The organism is Nocardia asteroides, assembly GCF_900637185.1.
Classification (GTDB): Bacteria; Actinomycetota; Actinomycetes; order Mycobacteriales; family Mycobacteriaceae; genus Nocardia; species Nocardia asteroides.
Map to the genome: position 1 here is coordinate 2,715,903 of NZ_LR134352.1, position 26,747 is coordinate 2,742,649.

Here is a 26,747-nt window from a genome sequence, read left to right on the forward strand (position 1 = left end):
CTGGTCTCATTTTGAGACCAGGCTAGCAGGAGGGCCGGAAACACGGAACCCGTCCGCACCCGGAAATCCGGGCGCGGACGGGCTCGTCGGCGATCAGGCGCGGCGCCGGGCGACGACCCGGATCGCCACTCCGATACCGATCAGCGCGACCACGCCGACACCGATACCGACAATCGCCGCCCACGGCGTGCCCGACTCCGAACCGCCGACCGCGACAGCCTTTTCGGTGTCCGCCTGCGAGCCGGGCACGTCGGGCGTTCCGCCGAGATAGACCGGCCCGGCCTCCACGTCGCCCGCGACGGTGAGGTCGAGTTCGATCGGCGTCGGCGGCATGGCGGTGGCTCCCGACGGCATGCCGACCTTCACCGCGATGTAGTACCACCCGGCCACCGACTGACGCTGCGCCGAGGTCACGCTGGAGTCCCGGTTGGCGTAGCGGATCGGCACGGTCGCGCCCGCGAGTTCGGTGGCCTGGCGCCCGGAGAACGAGTTCGTGTCCTCGTCGATCTCGCCGCCCAGCGGCGAGTACAGGGTCGTGGTGACGTTCGTGGCGGTGGTGTATCCGGCCCCGCCGGTCTCGGTGAACCGCACCCGGTAGGCCAGCCCCTGGCCCCAGCCGAGGCGCACCTTGTAGAAGACGTACTCGCCGGACTGGATCGTGTCGGTGTATGCGCCGCTGCCGTCCAGGGCCGTGGCGACGGTGAACGAACCGCCGCCGGTGACCGGTGCCGCCGGTCCCGCCGGTGCGGTGAAGGCGGTTTCCTTCGTGACCGCGCCGGGGCCGGGATCGGTGACGCCCGGTTCGATGCCGACGAGCAGTTCCACCAGGAGGCGCGCGGGCAATCCGGTGGGGGCCTCGTCCCAGTTCAGTTCGTAGTAGTAGCGGCCGCCGCCCTGGCAGGAGTCGGCACTGCCACCGGAGGGCTGATCCGTGGCCCGCGTCAGGATGTTGCCGATGGTGAACGCGACGCCATCGCCGGTGCGGGATTCGAGTTCGCGCTCCCGGATATTGCAGTACGCGCCGTCATGTCCGTAGATCCGCATCTCCAGCACCGCGATGCCCTCGGTGCTCGCGCCGAGGCTCGCTCGCGGGAACGAGACGATCCCGGTGACGTACGCGGTCGCCCCGGTGGGCACGTCCACCGCGTACCAGCGCTTCTCGTGCTGACCGATGGTGTCGACGTACTGACCCGGGGCCGCGACCGGCGCGGTGCCGAAGGTGTCGGTGCCGGTGATCGGTGTGCCCGTGGCCTGGTAGTTGCGCAGCGCCGACGCGCTGACCCGGGGCAGGATCCGTTCCAGCGCGGCGCCGTCGACGGCATCGCTGTAGGTGCCGCCGGTGGTTTCGGCCACGCAGGTCAGCTGGGCGCGGGCCTTGTCGTCGACGGCGAACCCGATCGAGTGGACGATCAGGTCGAGACCCTGCTGCTTCAACTCCGCGGCCACCTGGCACGGATCCGGCGGCGCGCAGGTGTCGTCACCGTCGGAGACCAGCACGATCGAGCGCGGGCCCGAGGACGGCAGCGACTCGGCGGCCTGGCGCAGAGCGGTGCCCATCGGGGTCCACCCGCGCGCCTGGATGCCGTCGACGGCGCCGGTGAGCGCGGCCTTGTCGAGGGTGGCCGCCTGCCGCAGGATCTGCACGTCGCGGCAACCGGCCTCCTTCTCGGCGTCGGTGTTGCCGGTGCCGGTGCCGTAGGTCGTCAGACCCACCTTCGATTCGGCGGGCGCCGAGTCGACGAAGGCGCGGACCGCCCGCTTGGCCGAGTCCATCATGGTGGCGCCCTGGTCGGGACGCTGCATGGATCCGGACGCGTCCAGGATGAGCATGGTGGGCGCGTATTGCGCGGGTTCGGCGTGCGCGATCGCGGGCAGTGCCGCGGGCAGCAGGGTGAGCGCGGCGGCGGTGGCGGCCGCGGTCAGGGTGCGAAATCTCGACATGTCCTCGACTTCGTGAACAAGGATGAAAACCGGGCATACGTTACCGATCGGTCAAGAATCCCTCCACCCCGGAAAGTGGTGGCACACACCATCGTTTACCGGCGAAATTCCTGTTCCGGCAGGTCCGCTTCGATTCTTCGGCCGGACCCCTCGCGCCTGCCGCACGGCGACGATCACGCGGGGCACAATCGACGCCATGGCTTCGCAGGCCCGGGACGCGCAGGAGCGCAAACGGCACGGCAGGCACTACACCCCGCCGGCGCTCGCCCGGTTCCTGGCGCGCCGGGCGCTGCTGCACGCGCCCCGCGACCGCGAATTGCGGGTCCTCGACCCGGCCTGCGGCGACGGCGAGCTACTGCTCGCGGTGCACGACGAACTGGCCGCGCGGGCACCCGGCGTCACGGTCCGGTTGACCGGATACGACCTGGACCGGCGGGCCGTCGACGACGCGGTCGCCCGTGCCGCCGCCCGCGGTGTCACCATCGACGGCCGGGCCGGTGACTTCCTCGCCGCGTCGGGGCGGCTCCCGGCCGGTTCCTTCGACCTGGTGATCAGCAATCCGCCGTACGTGCGGACGCAGCAGCTCGGCGGGTCGACCGCCCAGCTGCTGAGCAAGCAGTTCGGGTTGCGTGGCCGCATCGACCTCACCCATCCGTTCGTGGCCGTCGCGCCCCGGCTGCTCGCCGCCGACGGCGTCCTCGGATTGCTCTGCGCCAACCGGTTTCTCACCACCAGGGCCGGTGCCAACCTGCGCCGGATCCTGACCAGCGAGCTGCATCCGGCCGAGCTGTACGACCTCGGTGACACCAAGCTGTTCGCGGCCGCCGTGCTGCCCGCGATCACGGTCGCGACGCGGTCGCCCCGGGAACGCGAGTGCCGGTATGTCTCCGCCTACGAACAGCTCGGCGCCGAACCCGACTGTGCCGCCGGCTTGTTCGACGCGCTGGCCGGGGAGGCGGCGTGCCTGGTCGGGGCGGGTGGGCGGGTGTTCGCCGTCGAGGTGGGGGTGCTGTCCACCGGGGCCGAGGTGGACAAGGCTCGCACGGTGCCGGGCACGTCTGCGCGCGCCGCTTCCGAGCGGCCGGGGCGGTCCACCCGGCCGAGCCGGGACCTGCCACGGCGGCCCGGACTCTCCACCCGGCCGGCCAAAGCCATGCCCCCGGACTCGTCGCGCCCCGGCTCCGACACCGTCTGGCGGATGTCCCGCCCCGGCGTCGACCGGTGGCTGGCCGCCATCGCCGAGCGCACCTGGCGCACCTTCGGTGACACCGCCCGCATCCGGGTCGGCATCAAGACGACCGCCGACCGGGTGTTCATCTCCGACCGGTGGGACCAGATGGACCCCGCCCCGGAGCCGGAACTGTTGCGGCAGTTGATCACCCACCACGATCTGCAACCGTGGCGGATCGGGCGGGATCGTGGAACGCGGGTGCTGTACCCCTACGACGTCATGCAGCCCCGCCGAACGCCCATCGATCTCGCCGAATTCCCCGGTGCGGCACAGTATCTGCGCGCGCACGAGCAGGTGCTGTCCGGGCGGCGGTACGTGCTCGACGGCGGGCGCAAGTGGTTCGAGATCTGGGTGCCGCAGCGTCCGCATCTGTGGCGGGCGCCGAAACTGGTGTTCCCCGACATCAGTGAGCGGCCGCGGTTCGCGCTCGATCGGTCGGGGGCGGTGGTGAACGGGGACTGCTATTGGATCTCGCTGACCGACCTCGGGACCGGCCCGCAGGCGACCGATCTGGCGTATCTGCTGATGGGCGTGGCGAATTCGGCGCTGGGGCTGCGGTTCTACGACGCGGTGTGCGGGAACCGGCTGTATTCGGGCAGGCGGCGCTGGATCACCCAGTACGTGGCCAGGCTGCCGGTGCCGGATCCGGCCCATCCCGCCTCAGCCGCCCTCGTCGCCCGGGTGCGCGCCGTGGTGGAGGAGGGCGCGGCCGCGGCGGAGGCGGGGATCGACGACGCCGTCGCCGCCGCGTTCGGGGTGCGGGCTCAGTGAGCGGTGCGGATCCCGACCATCGGCAGCAGGGTGCGGCGAGCGAAGTCGCGGCCCGCCTCGACGTCGTCCAGCGGGATCAGGCCGTCCGGGGTGAGCGCCAGCGACAGGGCCAGCCGGGCCATGATCTCGGCGACCAGATCCGGATCGAAGTCGGGCACCGGGGACATGGCCTGGAGCTCGCGGAGCTTCTCGGCCACGTACTCGCGTCCGACGGCCAGGATCGGCCCGCCCTCGGTGGTCAGCCGGGGTAGCACGACCTCCGGCTCGGTGGCCAGCAGCCTGCGCAGCAGCTCGTTGCCGGCCAGGGTGGTCATGAACGCGACGAAGATCTCGACCAGCTGTTCGGCCGGCTCGGTGACCGCCCGCACCCGCTCGTCGACCTCGGCCACATACCGCTGCGCCTCCCGCACGCCCACCGCTTCGACCAGCTCGTTCTTGGATTCGAAGCGCCGGTACAGCGTCGCCGGACTGATCCCCGCCCGCCGCGCGATCTCGCCCATGCTCGTGCGTTTGATCCCGAAATCGAGGAAAGCCGACAGCGCGCTGTCGAGCAGCTTCTCCCCGTCGGAGACGGGTTTTTCCAGGATCCGCGCGAGGATGGACGAAACGGTCGGCATCAACCCATTATCCCTACGGCGAGAGATCGAGGGCGGCCATCTCCTGCTCGATCGCGTTGGCGGCGAAGTGGACTCCGCGGGAACGTAATTCGTGGACGCGGCAGTGGAGTGCCTCGATTCCGCCGGGCTGGGCGGCGATGTCGGCCACGCTGAGCCGTCCCCCTGCTCGGTGCACACCGGACTGCATGTATGCCACCGTGATACCTCCTACCTCGCGTATCCGGTGCCGGCCGTCGCACTCATGGCCGGACGCGATACGCAGGGCAAATGCTATCAGGGATCCCAACTGGTCACTTGCTCAATGTGACGTGTCACACCACTTCGGCGCCCTGGTGGACCGAAAGACTGTGCACATACACGGCGGCGTTGAGCTTGATCCCGTCCCGCTGGGCCTCGGTGAGCTCGCGGCGCACCTTGCCGGGGACGCCGGCGACCAGGGAACCGGGCGGGATCTGGGCGCCCTCGGGGATCAGGGCGTTGGCCGCGATCAGGCTGCCCGCCCCGATCACCGCGCCGTTGAGCACGGTCGCGCCCATGCCGACCAGCACGTCGTCGCCGATGGTGCAGCCGTGCAGGATCGCGTTGTGGCCCACCGAGACTCCGCTGCCCACGGTGAGCGGGAAGCCGGGGTCGGCGTGCAGCACGCAGCCGTCCTGGATGTTGGTGCGCGCGCCGACGGTGATCTGCTCGATGTCGCCGCGCAGCACCGCCGAGTACCAGATGCCGACCTCGGCGGCCAGGCTCACCCGCCCGATGACAGTCGCGTTCGGCGCGATCCAGGCGGTGTCGTCGATCTCCGGCGCGAACCCGGCAACCTTGATGATCATGCGGTGATTATTGCGCTGCCCCGCGGAACTGGGCGCGGTGGGCCGCCGGACTGGTGCCCAGCATGCGGTGGAAGTGGTGACGCAGGCTCACCGCGCTGCCGAAACCGGTGTCGCGCGCGATCCGGTCGACGGTCTCGTCGGTCGATTCCAGCAGCAGCCGGGCATGATCGGTGCGCTGCTGCAACAGCCACTGCTGCGGGCTGGTGCCGGTGCGTTCGCGGAACCGGCGGGTGAAGGTGCGCCGCGACATGAGCGCCTCGCGGGACCAGCCGTCCAGGCCGATGCCCGTGTCGAGGTGGGTGCGGGCCCACACCATGGCGCGTTCGATGGGATCGTCGGTGTCGTCGTCAGGGACCGCGACCGGGATGAACTGGGCCTGCGAGCCGTTGCGGTGCGGCGCGGTGACCAGCGCGCGGGCCAGGTCGGTGGCGGCGCGGGCGCCGAGGTCGCCGCGGACGATGTGCAGGCAGCAGTCCAGCGCGGCGGCCACGCCGGCGGAGGTGATGACATCGCCCAGGTCGGTCCACAGGGTGTCGGCGCGCACCCGGACCTTCGGGTAGGCCAGGGCCATCGCCTCCGCGGCCGCCCAGTGGGTGGTGAGTTCGCGGCCGTCGGCCAGGCCGGTCGCCGCGATGGCCCAGGCGCCCAGGCACAGCCCGACCAGGCGCGCGCCGGAGCCGTGGGCGGTGCGCACCGCGTCGCACAGCTGCGGGGACAGCTCCCTGCCGCGCAGCCAGCCGGGGAAGACCACCAGGTCGGCGCCGGCGATCGCGTCGAGGCCGTGATGCACGGTGATATCGAAACCCGCTGCGGTGGAGAGTGTTCCGGGCTCCTCGGCACACACCCGGACTTCGTAGGGTGAGTCGCCGGGGACGCCGGTGCCGGAGCGGCCGAAGACCAGCGTGGGCACCGACAGGTGGAAAGGACTGATGTCGTCGAACGCGACGACCGCCACCGAACGCATGGCCCGATCTTATCGATGCTCGGCCTGCAGGCCACTGTCGTGCCGGGTCGCGGTGGGCGACAGTGATCGTCATGACCGAGACGATCACCCGCCCCGCCCTGCTCGACGTCCTGCACATCGGTGGTCCGACCCTGCGCTTCCGCTACGGCGGGCTCACCTGGCTCACCGACCCCACCTTCGACGAGCCCGGCGACTACCCCGGCCCGATCACCCTGCACAAGCTCAGCGGTCCCGCGGTGCCGGTGGAGTCGATCGGCGCGATCGACGTGGTGCTGCTCTCGCACGATCAGCACGCCGACAATCTCGACACCGCAGGCCGCGCGCTGCTGACCGAGGTCGGCACGGTGCTGTCCACACCGGACGCGGCCGGCCGCATCGACGGTGTGCGCGGGCTGGTGCCGTGGGAGCAGGCGCGCGTCGGCGCGGTGGTGGTGACCGCGGTGCCCGCGCTGCACGGGCCCGAGGGGTGCGAACCGCTCAGTGGCGTGGTCACCGGTTTCGTGCTGCGGGCCGAGGGCGAGCCGACGGTGTACGTGTCGGGCGACAACGCCTCGGTGGACCTGGTCGAGCAGATCGTGGCGCGGGTCGGCCGGATCGATGTGGCGGTGCTGAACATCGGCGCGGCCAATGTCGGCCGGTTCGGCGACAGCGACGTGACCCTGAACGCGCGCACGGCCGTGCGGGCGGCCCAGCTGCTCGGCGATGCCGTCGTCGTCGCGGTGCACGCGGAGGGCTGGGGGCATTTCAGCGAGTCGCTGGACTACCTCGAGCGGACCTTCGCCTACGCCGATCTCGCGGGCCGGCTCCGGATTCCGGTGCGGGGCGAAGTGTTCGCGGTCTGAACCGGGATTGTCGCGCCGCCGATCGCGGTGGCGCTGAACGAAATGGAGGAGAAGAGTTGCCCAAGAGACGGTTCCGTCGCGTGCGGGTGATCGCCGGGTTACTGCTGGCGCTGGCCGCGGTGATGTTCGTGGTGGCCGGGTGTTCGTCCGGCGACGCCGGGTCGGACCAGCCGGGATCGAGCACGGTGACGAAGTCGGTCACCGCCACGACCTCGGCGACGAGTACGGCGCCGACCTCGGCGAGCCCGAATGGGGGAACTCCGGCGCCCGGGCAGGCGGTGCCCGGCCAGCCCTCCGGCGGCGGGCAGACGGTCGCGCCGGGTGGCACCGAGCAGGTGCCGCCGCCCGGCTACAACTGCGTGCCCGGCCCCGACTGCGGGACCGACAGCTGCGGGCACAACGAATGCGGGCTGCCGCCCGGCCACAACTGCATGCCCGGCCCGGAGTGCGGGACCGACAACTGCGGCCCCGGTCAGTGCGGCGAGAACCCCGCCCCGACCACCACGGTCGCGCCGCCGGTGACGACGACCCCCGCCGCCACCACCCCCGCGGCGACCACGACGACTGCGCCGCCGGAGACCACCACCCCGGCGACGACCTCGGCGGCACCGGCGGCCGACCCGGCGGCGACCACCACCGCCACCGTGGCACCCGCCTAGCGGCCGACACACGCCCGGCAACCGCCCGAATCCCCTCGGCGACCGTCCTAAGCTGGCGCAATGACGGGAACAGGCGGAACGGTCGGGGTACCGGCAGAGGTCAAACCGCAGGAGTTCCGGGTGGCGCTCACCCCGGCGGGCGCCACCGAACTCATCGCGCACGGGCACCGGGTGCTCGTGCAGTCCGGCGCCGGGGCCGGCTCCGGCTTCCGGGACGAGGACTACCTCGCCGCCGGAGCCGGGATCGTGCCGGACGCCGACACCGTCTGGGCCAGGTCCGGGCTGATCCTCAAGGTGAAAGAGCCCATCGCGCAGGAGTATTCGCTGATGCGCCGCGATCAGGTGCTGTTCACCTACCTGCACCTGGCCGCGTCGAAGGAATGCACCGACGCGATCCTCACCTCCGGGATCACCGCCATCGCCTACGAGACGGTGCGTGCCGCGGACGGCTCGCTGCCGCTGCTGGCGCCGATGAGCGAGGTCGCGGGCAAGCTCGGCACCCAGGTCGGCGCCTATCACCTGATGGCGCCGATGGGCGGCGCCGGCGTCTTGCTCGGTGGCGTGCCGGGGGTACGGCCGGCCGACGTGGTGGTGCTCGGCGGCGGCGTCGCGGGCACCAACGCGGCGAGCGTGGCGGTCGGGATGGGCGCCAGGGTGAGCGTGCTCGACACCAACCTGGCCCGCCTGCGCGCCCTCGACGCGCGATTCGGCGGCAGGCTCGGCACCCTCGCCTCGCACGCGCTGGAGATCGAGCGGGCGGTGCTCGGCGCCGATCTGGTGATCGGATCGGTGCTGGTGCCGGGCGCGAAGGCGCCCAAGCTGGTGTCCGACGAGCTCGTCGCGGGGATGCGGCCCGGTTCGGTGCTCGTCGACATCGCCGTCGACCAGGGTGGCTGCTTCGCCTCCACCCGGCCGACCACGCACGCCGATCCCACCTTCCCCGTGGCGAACGCGCTGTTCTACTGCGTGGCGAACATGCCGGGCGCGGTCCCGCACACCTCCACCGTCGCCCTCACCAACGCCACCCTGCCGTTCGCGACCGCCATCGCCGACAAGGGCTGGCGCGGTGCGTGCACCGCCGATCCCGGGCTCGCGGCCGGGCTCACCGCGGTCGACGGCAAACTGCTGTCGGCCGAAGTGGCCGCGGCGCACGGGTATTCGCTGGACGTGTGACTACGCGCCGCCGCCCAGGTACCAATCCGGGGCGCCCTCGATCGGCAGGTCGTGCAGCTTGTCGGGGTTGCGCACGATATTGATCGCGACGATGCGGCCCGCGTCGATCACGAACGAGAACACCCCGGTGTTCGCGCCGTCGAAGACCACCAGGCCGGGCACCCCGTTGACCAGGACCGCGCGGCCCCACGCGCCGGACGCCGACGGCGCGTGGTACCAGCCCAGCAGCGCCTTGGCGATGAGCTCGGCTCCGCGCAGCGGCTGGCGGACCGCGGGCACCTTGCCGCCGCCGTCGGCGGTGAGCACCACGTTCTCGTCGAGCACGCCGAGCAGCGAACTCAGATCACCCGAGCGCCACGCCAGCGCGAAGGCCGAGACCACCTTCTCCTGCTCGGCGGGCGAGGCGGGGAAACGGGGGGTGCCGGACTCGACATGCTTGCGGGCGCGCGAGGCCAGCTGGCGGACCGCGGCCGGCGTGCGGCCGACCACCGCGGCGACCTCGGGGCCGGTCATCCCGAACACGTCCTGGAGCACGAACGCGGTGCGCTCGGCGGGCGACAGCGATTCCAGCACCACCAGCAGCGCCGTGGTGACCCGCTCGTCCTGGGAGATCCGGTCGGCCGGGTCGTCCCAGCTGGTGACCTCGGGTTCCGGCAGCCACTCGCCGACGTACTGTTCGCGGCGGGCGCGCGCCGAACCCAGCTGGTCGAGGGCGAGCCTGCCGGTGACGGTGGACAGCCACGCGCGCAGGTTGTCGATCTCGCCCGCCTTGCCCGCCTCGTGCTGGCGTTGCAGGCGCAGCCACGCGTCCTGGACCACGTCGTCGGCGTCGGTGAGGCTGCCGAGCGTGCTGTAGGCGAGCCGGCGCAGGTAGGGGCGGTGTTCCTCGAAGCGTCGGGCCAGTTCGGCCTGGTCGAGGGGCTGTGCTGCGTCGGTCATCGTTGGTCGCCGTTCAGTCGTCCGGCCCGGTGCGGGGCGATTCTAGGAGGGTGTCACCGAGTAGACGAACCAGCACGGGCGGGTGTGACATTCCCGGGTCGGCTACCCTCGGCCGGGTGCAGCAGGGGACATCGACCGCGCTCGGACTGGCGCTCGGATTCGCGCTCGACCGGATCTTCGCCGATCCGCGGCGCTACCACCCCGTCGCCGGATTCGGTTCCGCCGCTGCGGCATTGGAAGAGGTGACCTACGCCGACGAGCGGCAGGCCGGGGTCGTGCACGAGGTGATCGCGGTGGGCGCGGTGCTCGGGATCGGGGCGATCGCGGCCCGCGCGGGTATCCTCGCGACGGCACTGGCCACCTGGACCGCGCTCGGCGGGCGCAGCCTCGCCCGCGCCGGGCACGCCATGGCCGAGCGGCTCGACGCCGGCGACCTCGACGGCGCCCGCGAATTGCTGCCCTCGCTGTGCGGGCGCGACCCCTCGGTGCTCGACGCCGACGGACTGGCCAGGGCCGCCCTGGAATCGGTGGCCGAGAACACCTCCGACGCGACCGTGGCGCCGCTGCTCTGGGGTGCCGTCGCCGGGGTGCCGGGGCTGCTCGGGTATCGCGCCGTGAACACCCTCGACGCGATGATCGGCTACCGCAACGAGCGCTACCTGCGCTTCGGCTGGGCCGCCGCCCGCACCGACGACCTGGCCAACGTGGTCCCCGCCCGCGTCACCGGCGTCCTCACCGCCGCCCTCGCGCCCCTGGTCGGCGGCACCCCCGGCGCCGCGTGGCGGGCCTGGCGCCGCGACGCCGCCAAGCACCCGAGCCCGAACGCGGGCGTGGTCGAGGCGTCGATGGCAGGCGCCCTCGGCGTCCGCCTCGGCGGCCGCACCCAGTACCGGCACGGCGCCGAACTACGGCCCACCCTGGGCGACGGGCCCGCCCCGACCACCGCGGATCTGCGCCGGGCGGTGCGGATGTCGGAGGCGGTGCAGGTGGGCGCGCTCGTGGTGTCGGTGGTAGTTGCCAAGGGGCTCCGGCGGCGCTGAGCGGATCGGTCGTCGGTCGAACCGAGAACTCCTCGCCGTGTGCGCCGACCGGCGCAGCGTCGTCGTGGTTGCGGCCGATGAACGGCTGCGGCCCGGTCGCAGGAGCGTTGTCGGGCGCTCGGGCTGGCGGGCGTGCTCGGCGCCCTGGTCGCCGTCGTCCTGCTGAATGCGCAGCGCGTTTGCTCGGTCAGCGGTTGCGGCCGTAGCGGTCGGCCAGGCGGGCTTCGGTGGTGGCCGGGGTCGCGGTATCCGTGGGCTGCGCGGCCGGGGTGGACTCGGCGCGGTCGCGGCGGCGGGCGCGGAGTTCGGCGACGACGAAGTACCCGAGGCCGAGCGGAGCCATGATGCCGAAGGCCAGCCACTGGAGGCCGTAGGAGAGGTAGGGGCCCGCGTCGAGCTGGGGGAGCGGGGTGGGAGTGAAGGCGCCGGGCTGGTCCGCGGCGAGCTGGAGATAACCGCCCTTGTCGGTGCCGGTGGGCAGGGCGGTCAGCGGGGTGCCGAGGACGGTGGCTTCCTGGGTGGTGTCGACGGTGTACACCTGGCGGTAGCCGTCCTGCGTGCTCGGCGGCTTGTCGGCGACGACGCCCTCCGAGGCGCGCACCCGCGCTTCGAGGCGCTGCGGGCCGGCCGGCGGGGCGGCGATCTGCGGCGGACGGGTGCCGTCCACCGCGGCGACCAGGCCGCGGTCGACCAGGAGGGTGCGGCCGTCGTCCAGCCGGAAGGCGGCCAGCACCGCGTAGCCGGGGGCGCCGTCGAGATGACGCAGCCGCACCAGCACCGTCGAATCCGCGACGTAGGCGCCGTTCGCGGTGACCCGCCGCCACTCGGTGTGAGCGGCCGGATCACCGTCGAGCACGCTCGTCACGTCCACCGGGTCGGCCCGCACCGAGTCGGCGATCAGCTGGTTGCGGTGCTCGGTGCTGGTGTTCTTGCCCAGCTGCCACGGCGCGAGCACCGTGAAGCACAGGTAGGCGAACGCCGCGACGATCACCGCGAGGATCAGCCAGCTCGGGCGCAGCAGGAAGGTGAGTTTGCGGATCATCATCGCTGCGCGTCGGCCACGGTGTGGGCGTCCAGTGCGGCGCGCACCCAGTCGAGCAGGCCGGGGATGGCGGCCTCGATCTGGTCGCGGACCAGGTCGAAGTCGGTCTGGTCGCCGTAGTACGGGTCGGGCACGTCGCTGCCGTCGGCGGCGGGGTCGAAGCTGCGCAGCAGGCGGCGCTGCTCGGTGGGGACGCCGCGGTGCGCCAGCTCCCGGTCGTGCCCGGTGTCGAGGGCGATGATCAGGTCGGCGTCGCGGTGATCGGTGCCGAAGGTGGCCGCGATGTGGTCGGTGGGGTAGCCGGCCCGGCGCAGCGTGGCCTCGGTACGCGGATCGGCCGGATCGCCCACATGCCACGATCCGGTGCCCGCGCTGGTCACCCGTACCCGGTTCGCGAGACCGGCACGGTACAGATGCGCCTCGAACATCTTCGCCGCCATCGGCGACCGGCAGATGTTTCCTGTGCAGATGAATGACACGTGCAGCTGACCCACGCAGCCATTGTCGCCGGTGCCGCCGAATCGCCGCCACGTAGGGTGTTCAGTTGTGTTCCAGGACTCCGTCGACCCCGCGATGCTGCGCCACCACGGCGACGTGGACGCGCGCCCTGGCATGCTCGATTTCGCGGTCAACGTCCGCGGCACCGCCCCGCCCGCCTGGTTGCGCGACCGCCTCGCCGCCCGCCTCGACGACCTCGGCCGCTACCCGTCCGCCGCGGACGAGGCCGCCGCCCGCGCCGCCGTCGCCGCCCGGCACGGCCGCCGTCCCGACGAAGTCCTGCTGCTCGCTGGCGCCGCCGAGGGCTTCGCCCTCCTACCCCGCCTGACCCCGCGCCTGGCCGCGGTGATCCACCCGTCCTTCACCGAACCCGAGCTGGCCCTGCGCGAGGCGGGCATCCCGGTGACCCGCGTGGTGCTGGAACCGCCGTACACGCTCGACCCGGCTCTGGTCCCGGAGGACGCGGACCTCGTCGTTCTCGGCAACCCGACCAACCCCACCTCGGTGCTGCACCCCGCCGCGATGATCCACGCGCTGCGCAGGCCGGGCCGGATCGTCGTGGTCGACGAGGCTTTTGCCGACGCCGTCGTCGGGGCCGGGTCGTCGGCCGATTCCGACAGCGACCAACCTGCGCTCGGTGCGGCCGTCGCCCACGGGCCCGGCATCGCCTCATTGGCCGAATCGCGGCCACTCGCCCCAGCGGTACCCGACTCGTTCGTCGGGTCGGGGTCGCAGGCCGGTCAGGACGCGGTCGCCGGGCTGGGATTGAAGGCAGGTCAGGATGCGCTCGCAGGGTCGGCATCGTCCGGTGCTCCGGACACCCTCACTGTGCGCGCGGTGCAGGGCGATCCCGAATCGCTGGCCGCACTTTCGGCGCCTGATGTGCTCGTGCTGCGCAGTCTCACCAAGACCTGGGCGCTGGCCGGGTTGCGGTGCGGGTATGCGCTGGGTGCGCCGGAGGTGCTGGCCCGGCTGACCCACGGGCGCCCGCACTGGCCGTTGGGCACTCTCCAGCTCGAGGCGATCAGCGCCACCGCCGAACCGTCGGCCGTCGCCGCGGCCCGGGAGCACGCGGGCGACATCGCCGTCGAGCGGTCGGCCATGATCGAGCGGCTCACCGCGCTCGGCATCGAGGTGCACACCCCGGCCGCGGGCCCGTTCCTGCTGCTGCGCGTCACCGACGGTGAGCTGGTGCGCAAACGCCTGGCCGATCGCGGGATCGCCGTGCGCCGAGCCGATACCTTCCCGGGCCTCGGACCGGATCACCTGCGGGTCGCCGTCCGCGCGCCCGGCGAGGTCGACCGATTGATCGACGGGCTGCGAGCGGCGCTGTGGTGATCGCGCCGCAGTGCATCGTGTCACCGTGTGCGATCCGGCGAGCCGTGCGGCGGGCGAAAGCATTGTGGTGCAAGGTGATTCCCTAGCGTGATGACATGGAGGAGGCGGCGGTGTCCGACCTGGCCGAACTGATCGGGGTACTCGACGCGGCGTATCCGCCCCGGCTGGCCGAATCGTGGGATTCGGTGGGGCTGGTGTGTGGCGACCCGGCGCAGGAGGTGAGCAGGGTGCTGTTCGCCGTGGACGCCACCGCCGCCGTCGTCGACGAGGCGATCGCGTGGGGCGCCCAGGCGCTGGTCGTGCACCATCCGCTGCTGTTGCGTGGGGTCGACACCGTCGCGGCCGACACCCCCAAGGGCGCGCTGCTGCACCGGCTGATCCGTTCCGGCTGCGCCCTGTTCTCCGCGCACACCAACGCCGACTCCGCCGACCCGGGCGTCTCCGACGCGCTCGCCGCCGCCGTCGGCCTCACCGTCACCGGCCCGCTGGACCCCAAACCCGTTGCCTCGGTGGACAAATGGGTGATCCAGGTGCCGCAGACGCATACCGCCTCGCTGATGTCGGCGCTGTTCACCGCGGGCGCCGGCGCGATCGGCGACTACCGCGAGGCCGCCTGGTACACCGCGGGCACCGGCCAATTCCGGCCGCTGCCCGGCGCGAATCCGGCGATCGGGGCGGTGGGCGCGGTGGAGACCGTCACCGAGGACGCCGTCGAGGTGGTCGCCGCGCCGACCTCGCGTCTCGCCGTGCTGGCCGCGCTGCGCGCCGCGCACCCGTATGAAGAGCCCGCCTACCACGTCACCGAGCGTGCGCCGCTGCCGTCCTCGCTCGGCATCGGCCGCATCGGCGAACTCGCCGAGCCCGAGACCCTGCGCGATTTCACCGCCCGGGTCGGCGTCGGCCTGCCGCGCACCGTCTGGGGTGTGCGCGCCGCGGGTGACCCGGACCGGCTGATCCACCGGGTCGCGGTGTGCGGCGGCGCGGGCGACTCCTACCTGAACGCCGCCATCCGCGCGGGTGTCGACGCCTACCTCACCTCCGACCTGCGCCACCACCCCGTCGACGAGCACCTGCGCCGCGGCGGCCCCGCCCTCATCGATGCCGCGCACTGGGCCACCGAGTTCCCCTGGTGTGGGCAGGCCGAACAGTTCGTGCGCGCCGCCCTGCCCGGCGTCACGACCCGGGTGTCCGACCTGCGCACCGACCCGTGGACGGTCACCGGCTGACCCGCTCGCCCACGGCCCGGCACCGGGTCTCCGGGTCATGGCGTGCGCACCCCCCGCGGCGCGGTACGGTTGATCAACCCATCCGTCCACTGCGTTCAGGAGTTCGTGCGCGTTGAATGTCGAACCGTCGGTCCAGTCCAAGCTGCTCCAGCTCGCCGCTGTCGATGCCGAGTTGACGCGGATCGCGCACCGCAGGAACGCGCTGCCCGAGCAGCAGGAGGTGGCCCGGCTCGCGACCGAGCGCAACGGCTACAAGGATGCCGCCGTCGCCGTGGAGATCGGCATGGACGATCTGGATCGCGACATCCGCAAGCTCGAGGGTGAGGTCGAGGCGGTCCGCAAGCGCGAGGACCGCGACCGCGGCATGCTCACCGCGGGCACCGTCGCCGCCAAGCAACTCGCCGAGATCCAGCACGAGCTGGGCAGCCTGGAACGCCGCCGCTCGGTGCTCGAGGACGAACTGCTGACCGTGATGGAACAGCGCGAGGCCATGGCCGCCGACCACGATCACGCCGGTGCCCGGCTGAGCAAGGCCGACCAGGACCTCGCCGACGCCGAACGCCTGCGTGACGAGGCGCTGGCCGATCTCGACGTCGCCCAGCAGCGCTGCGATCAGGACCGGTCCGGCCTGGTCGGCCTTTTCCCCGACGAGCTGCTCGCCGTCTACGACAAGCAGCGCGCCGCCCACGGGGTCGGCGCCGCCCTGCTGCAGGCCCGCCGCTGCGGCGCCTGCCGGATCGAGATCGACCGCGGCGAGATGCAGCGCATCGCCAAGGCCGCGCCCGAGGCGGTGCTGCGCTGCCCGGAATGCTCCGCGATCATGGTGCGCACCAAGGAATCGGGGCTGTGAGCGGATCGGCGCGCCGATGACCGAGGTGATCGTCGAGGCCGACGGTGGTTCGCGCGGCAATCCCGGCCCGGCCGGGTACGGCGCGGTGGTCTTCGACGCCGACCACGCGCGGGTGCTGGCCGAGCGCAAGGAGTTCGTGGGTGTCGCCACGAACAATGTGGCCGAATATCGCGGCCTGATCGCCGGTTTGGCGGCCGCGGCCGAACTCGGCGCGCGGGTGGTCGCGGTGCGGATGGACTCCAAGCTCGTGGTCGAGCAGATGTCGGGACGCTGGAAGGTCAAGCACCCGTCGATGATTCCGCTGGCCGAGCAGGCCCGTGCGCTGGCCGCCGGGTTCGATCGGGTCAGCTTCACCTGGATCCCGCGCGCGCAGAACTCCCATGCCGACCGGCTGGCGAACGAGGCGATGGACGACGGCGACACGGTCGCCACCGTGCGCACCGCCGTCGCCGCCGGGCACGCGCCCGGCGACCAGGTCGCCGTGCCCGCGGCGCCGGAACCCACTGCGGCGCAGAAGGTTTCGGTGGCGCCGGGCTGGACGGGCGCGGTCGGCAGGCCGACCCGGCTGTTGCTGCTGCGGCACGGCCAGACCGAGCTGTCGGTGCAGCGCCGCTATTCCGGCCGCGGCAATCCGCCGCTCACCGAACTGGGGCGTGAACAGGCCGACCGGGCCGCGAAGATGCTGGCCGCCAAGGGCGATATCGCCGCCGTGGTCACCTCGCCGCTGCAGCGGGCCCGCGCCACCGCCGAGGCCGCGGCCGCCGCGCTGGACGTGCCGCTGCGAGTCCTGGACGGGCTGATCGAAACCGACTTCGGCGACTGGGAGGGACTCACCTTCGCCGAGGCCGTGCAGCGCGATCCGCAACTGCACGCCGACTGGCTGGGCGATCCGTCGATCCCCGCGCCGGGTGGGGAGAGCTTCGACCAGGTGCGTGAGCGGATCGAAGGGGTGCGCCGCGATCTGGTGGCGCTGTATCCGGGCGAGAACGTCGTGGTGGTCAGCCATGTCACGCCGATCAAGACGCTGGTGCAGCTGGCACTGGGTGTCGGACCCTCGTTGCTGTACCGGTTGCACCTGGATCTGGCCTCGCTGTGCGTCGCCGAGTTCTATCCCGACGGCGGCTCCTCGGTGCGGCTGGTCAACGACACCTCCTACCTGTAGCGCTGGCCGCCTGTCGCCGGGGCGCGGTACGGTCGCCCCGGTTCGCGGTGCGGCGTAACGACGACGCCCCGGCGCCCGACATCGGTTCGGGCGTGCGGAGACACCGCGGCCGTCGAGAAAGGTACTTGATGAGGTTTCTACGGATGGCGGCGTTCGCGGCGGCCATCGCGGGGGCGCTCACCGCGTCCGCTGGTGCGGGCAGCGTGTCGGCCGATCCGAGCGTGGTGCTCGGCGCGGCCTCGGGCATCGTCTTCGACAACAACTCCGGTTGCTCGCTGACGGCCATCGGCCACGACAACGCAGGCCGTCTGGTCGGCCTGACCGCCGGGCACTGCGCGCCGACGGGGGCGCGGGTCGGCGCCGAGCAGGCGCTGCAGGCCGGCGTGATCGGCACCGTCGCCTTCTCCGACGACGGCGACTACCTGGACTTCGCGGTGCTGCAGCTGGACGCGTCGAAGGTGGTGCCGGTCCGCACCATCGGGCAGACCACCGTCGCCGGCATCGGGGCCCAGCCGGGTCCGGGCGCCACCGTGTGCTCGGACGGTCGCACCAGCGGTCGCAGCTGCGGCGTGGTGTGGGGTGAGCTCGAAGGCACCTCGATCAACCAGTACTGCTCGCAGCCGGGCGATTCCGGCGGTCCGGTCGTCGTCGGCGACCAGCTGGTCGGCATGAACCAGGGCAGGCTCACCGGCCTGGGCCCCGTCGATTTCGACGTGCCGTGCACCGGTGGCGCCAACCCGATCCACTCGCCCGCCTACTTCCAGCCCATCCAGGTCATCCTGGACGTGCTGAACCGCGCGGGTGGCGTCGGCGCGGGCTTCCGCCCGATCTGATCCCCGGCTCGAACAGACAAGGGGCGCAGCACCGAATCGGTGCTGCGCCCCTTGTCTGTTCGCGACCTTCACTGCGCGGCCATCGCGCGCAGCGCCGCCGCGGTGGTGTCGTCCATCGGGTAGAAGAACTCGATCGCGAGCTCGGACAGGGTCACATCGGCCGGGGCGCCGAAGGTGGCCATGGTGGAGAACATCGTGAGCGGGCCGAGTGGCGAGCTGATCCGGATCGGCACCTGGAACGGTCCGGTCGGCTCGTAGCCGCCGGGCGAATCCGCCGGTACCGGATAGCCGCGCACCTCGTCGTAGAGCGAGCGCAGCCGCGCGTCACCGGTCGCGCCGAGCTGACGCAGCAGCCGTTCCAGGAACAGCTCGCGCACCTGGCGCAGGTTCTCCAGCCGCCGCGCGAGTCCGTCGGGGTGCAGGACCAGCCGGAAGACGTTGGGGCGCGGCGTCAGCAGGTGTTCGGGCACGCCGGTCATCAGCACGGGCATCGCGGCATTGCCCGCCACCACATCCCACCAGCGATCGACCACCACCGCCGGATACGGCTCGTGTGCGGCGAGCATCGTCTCGATCGCGTGCCGCGCGGGCGACAGCGCGGCATCGTCGAGCGCCGACTCCCGGTACGCGGGCGCGTAACCGGCGGCCAGGAGCAGCGTATTGCGTTCCCGCAGCGGCACATCCAGGGTTTCGCACAGGCGCAGCACCATCGCCCGGCTCGGCTGGGAACGCCCGGTCTCGAGATAGGACAGATGCCGCGAGGAGGTGTCGGCCGCGAGCGCCAGCTCGAGCTGGCTGAGCTTGCGCCGCTGCCGCCATTCCCGCAGCAGCGGCCCGATCCCCGTCCGAAGCGCCGTCATCGGGCCAGCGTATCCACCTCTCCGGTGGCCCGGCCATGACCTCGGAGGTCATTGCGACGCTGACCTCCACCACCGCACAGTGGGTCGGTCACCCCGAGAACAGGAGCCGACGATGAGCACCGCCACCACTGCCCGGACCGACCTGCTGACCACCGTGCTGCGCGTAGACGGCTGGAGCACCGCCGTTTTCGGCGTCGCCCTCGCCGCGGCCGCCCCGCTACTCGCCGATCCGCTCGGCCTGCCCGCCTCGCTGTCGGTCCTGTTCGGCGCCGTCCTGATCACCGGCGGCGCCGCCCTGCTGACCATCGCCACCCGCGGGCCCCATCGCCACGGCCGTCTCGTGGTCGCCGTCAACGCCATCTCGGCGGTCGGCATGACTCTGTCGGCCTGCACCGGTCTTCTGCCGTTGACCGCCGCGGGCATCGCGTTCCTGCTCGCCGGTGCCGTCCTGGTGGCGACCTTCGCCGCCCTGGAATACGCGGGCCTGCGCGCCGGGGATCGACGTGGTCAGAGGGTGAGCCCGCGCTCCCCATGAGCAGCAGTCCGTAGGCGGCGACGGCGTGGGCGTCGACGATCTCGCCGCGCAGGATCATGGCCTCCACCTGGGCGCGGGAGAACCAGGCCGTGCGCATGTCCTGTTCCTCGAGCTCCCGGCCACCCGGCGGAAACGGCGGGGTCAGGGACGCAGGACCGAGACCAGGAAGTCGGTCTGGTCGCGGACCACCTGCTCGAACACGTCGTCGAAGTAGACGTCGAAATGGCCCACCGGGTACTGCTTGACCACGGCGTGCTTGGTGCGTTCGGCGGCCTTGCGGGTGGGGCCGGCGGGGGCCACCGAGTCGTTTTCGGCGATGGCGTAGAACACCGGGACCTTGAGCGACTTGGCGCGGCGGCCGGGGGAGTCGAACAGGGTCGAGAAGGCTACGCGGGCACCGACTTTCGGGCGGTAGGTCTCGCTCTCCTCGGCGAGCCTGCCGAACCCCTCCGGCACGTCGGCGGCACTCATCAGCGCCGCCGCGCGCTTGCGGCCCGCCAGCCGGATCGGCACCGGCTTGCGGCGGATCGGGCCGACCAGCAGGTCGGTGGCGGCGATGGTGGCGACCTTGGTGACGCTGATCGGTCCCTTCGCCAGCGCCGAAGCCCACCCGCTGGTGAACGGCACCTGCGCGACCACCGCGGCCAGATAGTCGTCGTCGGGCGCCACGGACAGCACATGCCCGCCGCCGAACGAGGTGCCCCACAGCGCGATCCGGGTGGCGTCGAAGCCACGGATGCTGCGCGCGTAGGCGATTGCGGCCTTCCAGTCCTGCCGCTGGCGGGGGATGTTGAGCACCTGGCGGGGCGCACCCTCGCTGGCACCGAAATGCCGGTAGTCGAACGCCAGCACCCCCATCCCCGCCGCGACGAACCGCCGCGCATATCGATCCAACCCCATTTCGCGGGTTGCCCCCAGCCCGTGTCCCATGATCACCAGCGGGCGCGGCCGGGGCGCACCGTCGGGCAGGTAGAGCCAGGCAGCGCACTGCTGGTCTCCCGAAGGGAAACTGACGTCGACACGTTCCATGGAAGCTGAGGGTACCGAGTACTCTGTACGGGCGGACGAGTCGGCCGGGCGACCGCGGTGACGGGAACGGGCACGATGGTGCCGCTGCCCGCCGCCGAGGAAAGTCCGGACTCCACAGAGCAGGGCGGTTGTTAACGGCAACCCGGGGCGACCCGCGGGACAGTGCCACAGAAAACAAACCGCCGCGCACACGTGCGCGGTAAGGGTGAAACGGTGCGGTAAGAGCGCACCAGCGCCCCGGGTGACCGGGGCGGCTCGGTAAACCCCGCCCGGAGCAAGGTCGAAGGTCGCACCTCGCGGTGCGGCTGCGCAGGTGTTCGAGGGCTGCTCGCCCGAGCCTGCGGGTGGACCGCTCGAGGCACCCGGCGACGGTGTGTCCAGATGGATGGTCGCCCCCCGGCGCGAGCCGGGGACAGGATCCGGCTTACAGGCCGGCTCGCCCGCCTTCGGCAGACGACGAGGCGGCGGTCCCGCACGGGAACCGCCGCCTCGTCGAGCCGGGCACCGGCCTCAGCACATGAGCTTGGCCATCTGGTAGATCGCCTGCGCCTCTTCGGTGGTCGGGGCGGTGGCGCCGTTCTTCGCGTTCTTCACGACACCGGCCACGACGTCGGCCTCGGCCTTGCCCGCTTTGATGTCGCCGCAGGTCTGGGTCAGCAGTCCGCCGATCGCGGCGTCGTCGCGGCCCTCGGCCAGCTTCGGGAAGGCGTTGCGGTAGCTCACCACGAACATGCCCGCCTTGCCGGAGTCGACCTGGGCGGCCGCCGCGGCGGAGGTGGAAGTGGCGGCGGTGGTGGTGGAGGTGTCGTCGCCGCAACCGGCCAGAAGCAGGGCGAAGACGGTGGCGCTGGCCGCGATGGCGGCGGTAGTTCTACTCACGGAGCGGGATGCTAGCGCCCCAGAAAACAAGTCGCCTCCCGTCAGGTTAACGGGAGGCGACAGGTACTCGATCGAATCGGTGAGCTACGCGGGGTTGATCACCAGCAGCTGGGCCCAGTAGGACGCCTGGTCCGGACCGAGGATCGGCAAGAGGTAATCGAAAAGCAGCGACGACATACGCTCGGATACTCCCATTTATCGACGTGGGTGCCGCACTGCCCGGCGTGTGCCGGGGGTGCCGCGCACACAGTAACAACTGTGGGCGCGACGGCGGGCGGAGTGTGTCGGCCCGGTGAAAATGCGCAGGAACTCGCCGGGAACGTGAGCGAGGTCATAGAGTGTTCGCCGTCGGCAGGACTCGCTGCCCGGGCAGCGAGCCCAACACATTCGATCGCGGAAGCAGGTCACATTTACATGCGGGTAGTTCGTTCCATTGTCGCCGGTGCACTGATCGCCGGTGCCGCCGCGGTTTTCACCTCCCTTGGGGCCGGTTCGGCGAGCGCGGTCGCGGTGACCCCGCTGGCGGGCGGGGTCCAGGTGGACCTGAGCCCGGCCGATACCGCCTGGGTGCACCAGACCCGGTTCGGTCTGACCGTCGCCGGTCTGCCGCACCCGTCGGCCGCCTCCTTCGGTCAGGCGCTCGACGCGGCGGCGACCGTGTCCTCGGCCGTGCCCAACGGCCGGGTCACCTTCACCGTGTACGGCCCGTTCGATCAGCTCAACGGCACCATGCTGGCGCTGCAGTAGGCACTCGCTAACCTGCCAGGATGGAACTCCATCAGCGGATCGTCTCGGCGCCGGTCGACTTCGGCGCCATCCGTTCCGAATTCGGGCTGGCCTCGGACTATCCTGCCGAGGCCGTCTCGGAGGCCCGCGACGCGGTCGACGCGTTCGCGGGCGCCAGGGCCGACCGGACCGACATCGAGTTCGTCACCATCGACCCGCCCAGCGCCATGGATCTGGACCAGGCGCTGCATCTGACCCGCACCCCCACCGGCTTCACGCTGCACTACGCGATCGCCGACCTCGGCGCCGTGATCAGCCCCGGCGGTGCGCTCGCCCGCGAATCCGAAGCGCGCGGCCAGACCTTCTATCTCCCCGACGGGACCGTGCCGCTGCATCCGCCGGTGCTGTCCGAGGACGCGGCCAGTCTGCTGCCCGGTGTCGACCGGCCCGCCGCGCTGTGGACCATCGAACTCGACGACAAGGCCACCCCGCTGACCTTCTCGGTGACGCGCGCGCTGGTGCGCTCCCGGGAACGGTTCGACTACGCCCAGGTGCAGGCCGCCGCCGAGGCCGGGACCCTGCACCCGTCGCTGGCCGCGCTGCCCGAGTTCGGCAGGCTGCGCATCGAGGCGGGCCTGGACCAGGGCGCGATCTCGCTGCGCCTGCCCGCCCAGGACGTGGTGCGCGACGGCGACAACTGGCGCCTGGAACTGGAACCGCGTACCGCCGCCGACGACTGGAACGAGCAGGTCTCGCTGCTCACCGGGATGTGCGCGGCGCGGATCATGCTCGACCACGACGGCGGCTCGCTCGGCCTGCTGCGGACGATGCCGCCGCCCCCGGAGTCCGCCATCGCCTCGATGCGCCGCACCGCCGCGGCCCTGGGCGTCTCCTGGCCCGCCGAGCTGCCCGTGGGCAGGCTGCTGGCCGGTCTCGATCCGAACACCCCGGCCGCGCTGGTGCTGATGTCGGAGGCGACGAGCCTGCTCCGCGGTGCCGGCTACACCCTGCTCGCCGACCTCGACGACCCGGCGCCCGACCAGCTGACGCACAGCGCGATCGGCGCGCCCTACGCCCACGTCACCGCCCCGCTGCGCCGCCTGGCCGACCGGTTCACCACCGAGATCTGCCTGGCCCACTGCGCGGGCACGGCGGTGCCGGACTGGGTGCGCGACGGCTTGGCCCCGGCCGCGGAAACCCTGCGCCGCACCGACTCCGTGGCGAACAAGGTCGACCGCGCCTGCGTCGACCTCACCGAGGCCACCGTGCTCACGCCCCGGGTGGGCACCGACTTCGCCGCCCTGGTCCTGCGCGAGGCCAACGGCACCCGGCCCGCCGAGATCTTCGTCGCCGAACCGCCGATCCTGGGCCGCTGCGAGGGCAGGCCACCGGAGGGCGAGCACGTCACCGTCCGGCTGGTGACCGCCGACATCGCCACCCGCACCGTCGGATTCGAGTACGACGGCACGCCCCGGGCGTGAGCCGGTGACCGCCGCTCAGTCGGCGACGGAGACGAACGCCGCGGCGGCGGGGTAGTGGGCGATGGCCCGGCCCGCGGCGGCTTCCTCGGTGTCGGCGAGGAGCTCGTAGACGGTCGCGGCGGCGCCGTGGGCGCCCGCGGCGGCCGCGAGGATGGCCTCGCGGGATTCCACGGCGTCGCGGTGGTCGCCCAGGACGCTCTGCAGGCGTTTGGCCCTGGCGCCGAGATCGGTGGCATCGGCGCCGAGCACCTCGCCCGCCGCTTCACAGGAATAGCGCAACCGCTTGGCGCCCTTGCGGATGTCGTGCAGCAGCTCCACCCGGTCGGCCGGGGTGGCCCGCGGTTCGGCGAAGACCAGCTTGCGCAGCCGCTTGTGGTCGCGGCGCAGGACGCGGTTGAACACCGCGCTCGCGTCGGCCTTGGCCAGGGCGCGCGCGAGCGGTGGCCCGGTGCGCCAGGCCACCAGCGTCTCGGCCAGTGCCTGATAGCGGTCGCGGTCGAGCTCGGTGACGACGGCGGTGTGCGCCTCGGCGTAGGCGCCGCGCGCCGCGTCGACGAGTGCCGCGGTGACCTCGGCGGGCACGTCGTCATAGCCGGCCAGCAGCTCGGCGAAGCGTTCGCCGCGCACCTCCGCGTCGCGGGCGACGCCGAGCAGCTCGGCCAGCCACTTCAGTTCCGTCACGGTGTCGGTGGCGGCGTCGTGGTCGAACAGGTCGCGGTAGGAGCGCAGCACGCTGCGCAACCGCCGGGTGGCCACCCGCATCTGGTGGATCGAGTCGTCGGCGTCGGCGCGCACGTCGGGTTCGGCCGCGAGCAGCCGGTCGATGTCCTCGCGCAGTGCCGCGACGACGGCTTTTCCGGCCTTGCGCGCCATGATTCAGCCTCCCCGTTTCCCGAACGCGTCGGTCGCCTCGACCAGGTGGTGGGTGATGCCCGGCTCGTGCGCGGTGTGCCCGGCGTCCTCGACGATGTGCAGGGTCGAGGACGGCCAGGCGTGGTGCAGGTCCCAGGCGCTCACGGCGGGGCACACGATGTCGTGGCGCCCCTGCACGATCACGCCGGGGATGTCGGCGATCCGGTCCATGTCCCGCAGCAACTGTCCCTCGTCGAGGAATCCGCCGTGCCGGAAATAGTGATTCTCGATCCGCGCGAAGGCGAGTGCGAACCGCGCCTCGCCGGTCTCGGCGACCCGATCCGGTTGCGGCAGCAGCGAACTCGTCGCCCCTTCCCACGTCGACCAGGCGACGGCGGCATCGAGCGCCACCTGCGGATCGGGGGAGTGCAGCAGCCGGTGATACACCTCGACGAGGTCCTCGCCACGCTCGGAAACCGGCACGCGCGCGAGGAATTTCGCCCACTCGGCCGGGTAGACGTTGCCTGCGGCGCCGTTGTAGTACCAGTCGATCTCCTTGCGCCGCAACAGGAAGATGCCGCGCAGTACCAGCTCGGTCACCCGCGCGGGGTGCGCCTGCGCGTAGGCCAGGCCGAGTGTGGAACCCCAGGACCCGCCGAACACCTGCCACCGCTCGATGCCGAGATGCTCACGCAGCAGCTCCATGTCGGCGATCAAGTGTTTGGTGGTGTTCACGTCCAGGCTCGCGCCGTCGGCGATGTGCGGCACCGACTGTCCACAGCCGCGCTGATCGAACAGCACGATGCGGTAGACGGCCGGATCGAAGAAGCGCCGTTGCAGCGGACCGGTACCGCCACCGGGCCCGCCGTGCACGAACACCACCGGCTTGCCCGCCGGGTTGCCGCTGACCTCCCAGTACATCCGCTGGCCGTCGCCGACGTCGAGCAGGCCGTGCTGGAACGGCTCGATCGGCGGGTAGAGGGTGCGCATCAGAACGCCAATCCGGCGGCGAGAGTGGGCAGTTCGAGGGCGGTCAGCGCCTCGGTGCGCACATCGGCGCAGGCGCCGGTGGTGACCCGGTCGACGATCGCCTTGTCGGCGAGCACCTGGGCGTTGATCCCGCCGTTGCGCAGCGCCCACTCGTGCACCATCGTGTTCAGCGCGAACCGGCCCAGCGTCGGGCCCTGCACCCGGAAGTTCGACAGCTCGGGCCGGATCAGGTCGCACAGCTGGCCTGCGGCGGCGTCGCTGATCACCAGGGCGCCCGGCGTCGCGGCGGTGGTGGTCGCCGGTGTCGTGGCGGGAGCGGAGGTGGGGGTCGCCGTGGGTTCGGTAGTGCCGCAAGCGGTCAGGCCCGCGACGGCGAGCGCGCCCGCCACCAGCAGTGCGGGGCGGGTCTTCCAACGGCGATGCGGCATCGGTACCTCTACTCGTGTCGACTGTGTCGGCATCGAGTCTGCCACTTCCCCCGCATCGCCGCCGACGCCTCAGTGCGCCGGATCGGTCGTCAGAAGCTGTGCTCGGGGCCGGGGAACGTGCCCTGGCGCACCTCGTCGGCGTACGCGGCGGCGGCCGAGCGCAGCTCGTCGCCGACGTTGCCGAAGCGCTTGACGAACTTGGCGGTCTTGCCGCTGGTGTAGCCGGCCATGTCCTGCCAGACCAGCACCTGGGCATCGCAGTCGGCGCCGGCGCCGATACCGATGGTCGGGATGGTCAGCTTGTGGGTGACCTGCCCGGCCAGCTCGGCGGGCACCATCTCCATGACCACCGAGAACGCCCCGGCCTCCTGCACGGCGATCGCGTCGGCGACGAGCTGCTCGGCCCCGTCGCCGCGGCCCTGCACGCGGAACCCGCCCAGGGTGTTGACGCTCTGCGGGGTGAACCCGATGTGCGCCATCACCGGGATGCCGGCCGCGGTGATCAGCGCGATCTGCTCGGCGACGCGTTCGCCGCCCTCGAGCTTCACCGCGTGCGCGCCGCCCTCCTTCATGAAGCGGGTGGCGGTGGCCAGCGCCTGCTGCGGGGAGGACTCGTAGGTGCCGAACGGCAGGTCGGCGACGACCAGCGCGTGCGGCGCGCCGCGGACCACGCCGCGCACCAGCGGGATCAGCTCGTCGACGGTGATCGGCACGGTGGTGTCGTAGCCGTACACCACGTTGGCGGCGGAATCGCCGACCAGCAGGACTGGAATGCCGGCTTCCTCGAAGAGGCGCGCGGAGGAGTAGTCGTAGGCCGTCAGCATCGACCAGCGCTCGCCCTCGGCCTTCATCTGCTGCAGATGCTGGACGCGGGTCTTGCGGCGGGGCTTGTCGACAGCGGCGGGAGCGGCACCGTAGGCAGGGGTCTGCTCATCGGATACGGACATCATCGTCCCTTTCGTCTGGTTCCTCGAGGCCCGTAGCGGGTCCCCGGGTGTTTCTGACGCATCCAGT

At 72.1% G+C, this 26,747-nt stretch carries 28 protein-coding genes, 1 other RNA gene and 1 pseudogene; 14 read left to right on the forward strand and 16 right to left on the reverse strand.

Going from position 1 to position 26,747, the window contains the following annotated elements:
* Positions 1–93: 93 nt before the first annotated feature.
* Positions 94–1,941, reverse strand: a complete 1,848-nt coding sequence (locus EL493_RS12765; RefSeq protein ID WP_019046016.1) for a vWA domain-containing protein — start codon at positions 1,939–1,941, stop codon at positions 94–96.
* Positions 1,942–2,137: 196 nt separating this feature from the next.
* On the opposite strand from EL493_RS12765, the gene EL493_RS12770 reads away from it, so the two are divergent.
* Positions 2,138–3,943 carry an Eco57I restriction-modification methylase domain-containing protein gene (locus EL493_RS12770; protein ID WP_019046017.1) on the forward strand — a complete coding sequence of 602 codons (1,806 nt, stop codon included), beginning with the start codon at positions 2,138–2,140 and terminating at the stop codon, positions 3,941–3,943.
* Here the strand turns inward: EL493_RS12770 and EL493_RS12775 are convergent.
* From EL493_RS12775 to EL493_RS12790, 4 genes are all read right to left on the reverse strand, one after another.
* Positions 3,937–4,560, reverse strand: a complete 624-nt coding sequence (locus EL493_RS12775) for a TetR/AcrR family transcriptional regulator (RefSeq protein ID WP_019046018.1) — start codon at positions 4,558–4,560, stop codon at positions 3,937–3,939. The two genes, EL493_RS12770 and EL493_RS12775, sit on opposite strands and share 7 nt — an antisense overlap.
* 13 nt (positions 4,561–4,573) lie before the next feature.
* On the reverse strand, positions 4,574–4,756 hold the full coding sequence (locus EL493_RS12780; protein ID WP_022567261.1) for a hypothetical protein: 183 nt from the start codon (positions 4,754–4,756) through the stop codon (positions 4,574–4,576).
* A 115-nt stretch (positions 4,757–4,871) separates the two neighbouring features.
* On the reverse strand, positions 4,872–5,387 hold the full coding sequence (locus EL493_RS12785) for a gamma carbonic anhydrase family protein (protein ID WP_019046020.1): 516 nt from the start codon (positions 5,385–5,387) through the stop codon (positions 4,872–4,874).
* A gap of 7 nt (positions 5,388–5,394) precedes the next feature.
* A complete protein-coding gene (locus tag EL493_RS12790; RefSeq protein ID WP_019046021.1) occupies positions 5,395–6,351 on the reverse strand; it encodes a GlxA family transcriptional regulator in 957 nt (318 codons plus the stop codon).
* A 71-nt stretch (positions 6,352–6,422) separates the two neighbouring features.
* Here EL493_RS12790 and EL493_RS12795 point away from each other — a divergent pair, with 71 nt between their 5' ends.
* The 3 genes from EL493_RS12795 to ald are packed head-to-tail and all read left to right on the forward strand — an operon-like array spanning position 6,423 to position 9,025.
* Entirely contained in the window at positions 6,423–7,193 is a 771-nt protein-coding gene (locus EL493_RS12795) for an MBL fold metallo-hydrolase (protein ID WP_019046022.1), read from the forward strand.
* A gap of 56 nt (positions 7,194–7,249) precedes the next feature.
* A complete protein-coding gene (locus tag EL493_RS32295; protein ID WP_022567263.1) occupies positions 7,250–7,852 on the forward strand; it encodes a hypothetical protein in 603 nt (200 codons plus the stop codon).
* Between the two features lie 60 nt (positions 7,853–7,912).
* Entirely contained in the window at positions 7,913–9,025 is a 1,113-nt protein-coding gene (ald, locus tag EL493_RS12805) for an alanine dehydrogenase (protein WP_022567264.1), read from the forward strand.
* On the opposite strand, the gene sigJ is transcribed toward ald, so the two are convergent.
* Entirely contained in the window at positions 9,026–9,964 is a 939-nt protein-coding gene (gene sigJ / locus EL493_RS12810; protein ID WP_019046025.1) for an RNA polymerase sigma factor SigJ, read from the reverse strand.
* 116 nt (positions 9,965–10,080) lie between these two features.
* On the opposite strand from sigJ, the gene EL493_RS12815 reads away from it, so the two are divergent.
* Positions 10,081–11,004 (forward strand): cobalamin biosynthesis protein, encoded by a 924-nt coding sequence (locus EL493_RS12815; RefSeq protein ID WP_019046026.1) that lies wholly within the window; start codon positions 10,081–10,083, stop codon positions 11,002–11,004.
* 187 nt (positions 11,005–11,191) lie between these two features.
* On the opposite strand, the gene EL493_RS12820 is transcribed toward EL493_RS12815, so the two are convergent.
* Positions 11,192–12,043 (reverse strand): SURF1 family cytochrome oxidase biogenesis protein, encoded by an 852-nt coding sequence (locus tag EL493_RS12820; RefSeq protein WP_030202681.1) that lies wholly within the window; start codon positions 12,041–12,043, stop codon positions 11,192–11,194.
* Between the two features lie 2 nt (positions 12,044–12,045).
* Positions 12,046–12,486 carry an arsenate reductase/protein-tyrosine-phosphatase family protein gene (locus tag EL493_RS12825; protein WP_019046028.1) on the reverse strand — a complete coding sequence of 147 codons (441 nt, stop codon included), beginning with the start codon at positions 12,484–12,486 and terminating at the stop codon, positions 12,046–12,048.
* Between the two features lie 106 nt (positions 12,487–12,592).
* Between EL493_RS12825 and EL493_RS12830 the strand changes: the two genes are divergently transcribed.
* From EL493_RS12830 to EL493_RS12850, 5 genes are all read left to right on the forward strand, one after another.
* Positions 12,593–13,882, forward strand: a complete 1,290-nt coding sequence (locus EL493_RS12830) for a pyridoxal phosphate-dependent aminotransferase (protein WP_019046029.1) — start codon at positions 12,593–12,595, stop codon at positions 13,880–13,882.
* Between the two features lie 95 nt (positions 13,883–13,977).
* The gene (locus tag EL493_RS12835; RefSeq protein WP_019046030.1) at positions 13,978–15,108 is read left to right on the forward strand and encodes a Nif3-like dinuclear metal center hexameric protein; all 1,131 of its coding nucleotides are present in this window, start codon (positions 13,978–13,980) and stop codon (positions 15,106–15,108) included.
* Positions 15,109–15,220: 112 nt separating this feature from the next.
* The gene (locus EL493_RS12840; protein WP_019046031.1) at positions 15,221–15,958 is read left to right on the forward strand and encodes a zinc ribbon domain-containing protein; all 738 of its coding nucleotides are present in this window, start codon (positions 15,221–15,223) and stop codon (positions 15,956–15,958) included.
* A gap of 16 nt (positions 15,959–15,974) precedes the next feature.
* On the forward strand, positions 15,975–17,120 hold the full coding sequence (locus tag EL493_RS12845) for a bifunctional RNase H/acid phosphatase (RefSeq protein ID WP_019046032.1): 1,146 nt from the start codon (positions 15,975–15,977) through the stop codon (positions 17,118–17,120).
* 143 nt (positions 17,121–17,263) lie between these two features.
* A complete protein-coding gene (locus tag EL493_RS12850) occupies positions 17,264–17,953 on the forward strand; it encodes a S1 family peptidase (protein ID WP_019046033.1) in 690 nt (229 codons plus the stop codon).
* 68 nt (positions 17,954–18,021) lie between these two features.
* Here the strand turns inward: EL493_RS12850 and EL493_RS12855 are convergent, their stop codons facing one another.
* Positions 18,022–18,813 carry a helix-turn-helix domain-containing protein gene (locus tag EL493_RS12855; RefSeq protein WP_019046034.1) on the reverse strand — a complete coding sequence of 264 codons (792 nt, stop codon included), beginning with the start codon at positions 18,811–18,813 and terminating at the stop codon, positions 18,022–18,024.
* 112 nt (positions 18,814–18,925) lie between these two features.
* Between EL493_RS12855 and EL493_RS12860 the strand changes: the two genes are divergently transcribed.
* Positions 18,926–19,348, forward strand: a complete 423-nt coding sequence (locus EL493_RS12860; RefSeq protein ID WP_019046035.1) for a hypothetical protein — start codon at positions 18,926–18,928, stop codon at positions 19,346–19,348.
* Here EL493_RS12860 and EL493_RS33025 read toward each other — a convergent pair.
* Positions 19,326–19,466 (reverse strand): annotated as a pseudogene (locus EL493_RS33025) (NUDIX domain-containing protein); the annotation flags it as partial. The gene EL493_RS12860 and the pseudogene EL493_RS33025 sit on opposite strands and share 23 nt — an antisense overlap.
* Before the next feature lie 23 nt (positions 19,467–19,489).
* Positions 19,490–20,377, reverse strand: a complete 888-nt coding sequence (locus EL493_RS12870) for an alpha/beta hydrolase (protein WP_022567268.1) — start codon at positions 20,375–20,377, stop codon at positions 19,490–19,492.
* Positions 20,378–20,413: 36 nt separating this feature from the next.
* On the opposite strand from EL493_RS12870, the gene rnpB reads away from it, so the two are divergent.
* Positions 20,414–20,820, forward strand: an RNA gene (rnpB, locus tag EL493_RS12875) — RNase P RNA component class A.
* 67 nt (positions 20,821–20,887) lie between these two features.
* Here the strand turns inward: rnpB and EL493_RS12880 are convergent.
* Positions 20,888–21,256 (reverse strand): hypothetical protein, encoded by a 369-nt coding sequence (locus EL493_RS12880; RefSeq protein ID WP_019046037.1) that lies wholly within the window; start codon positions 21,254–21,256, stop codon positions 20,888–20,890.
* A 414-nt stretch (positions 21,257–21,670) separates the two neighbouring features.
* On the opposite strand from EL493_RS12880, the gene EL493_RS12885 reads away from it, so the two are divergent.
* Positions 21,671–22,003: a hypothetical protein gene (locus EL493_RS12885; RefSeq protein WP_019046039.1), complete on the forward strand. Its 333-nt coding sequence runs from the start codon at positions 21,671–21,673 to the stop codon at positions 22,001–22,003.
* Positions 22,004–22,023: 20 nt separating this feature from the next.
* On the forward strand, positions 22,024–23,463 hold the full coding sequence (locus tag EL493_RS12890) for an RNB domain-containing ribonuclease (protein WP_019046040.1): 1,440 nt from the start codon (positions 22,024–22,026) through the stop codon (positions 23,461–23,463).
* A 15-nt stretch (positions 23,464–23,478) separates the two neighbouring features.
* On the opposite strand, the gene EL493_RS12895 is transcribed toward EL493_RS12890, so the two are convergent.
* From EL493_RS12895 to panB, 4 genes are all read right to left on the reverse strand, one after another.
* Positions 23,479–24,336 carry a CHAD domain-containing protein gene (locus tag EL493_RS12895; RefSeq protein WP_019046041.1) on the reverse strand — a complete coding sequence of 286 codons (858 nt, stop codon included), beginning with the start codon at positions 24,334–24,336 and terminating at the stop codon, positions 23,479–23,481.
* A 3-nt stretch (positions 24,337–24,339) separates the two neighbouring features.
* Positions 24,340–25,305 (reverse strand): prolyl aminopeptidase, encoded by a 966-nt coding sequence (pip, locus tag EL493_RS12900; protein ID WP_019046042.1) that lies wholly within the window; start codon positions 25,303–25,305, stop codon positions 24,340–24,342.
* Positions 25,305–25,733, reverse strand: a complete 429-nt coding sequence (locus tag EL493_RS33030; RefSeq protein ID WP_019046043.1) for a hypothetical protein — start codon at positions 25,731–25,733, stop codon at positions 25,305–25,307. Before EL493_RS33030 ends, pip begins: the two co-directional genes overlap by 1 nt.
* Positions 25,734–25,822: 89 nt before the next feature.
* Positions 25,823–26,680: a 3-methyl-2-oxobutanoate hydroxymethyltransferase gene (panB, locus tag EL493_RS12910; RefSeq protein WP_030202690.1), complete on the reverse strand. Its 858-nt coding sequence runs from the start codon at positions 26,678–26,680 to the stop codon at positions 25,823–25,825.
* Positions 26,681–26,747: the final 67 nt, after the last annotated feature.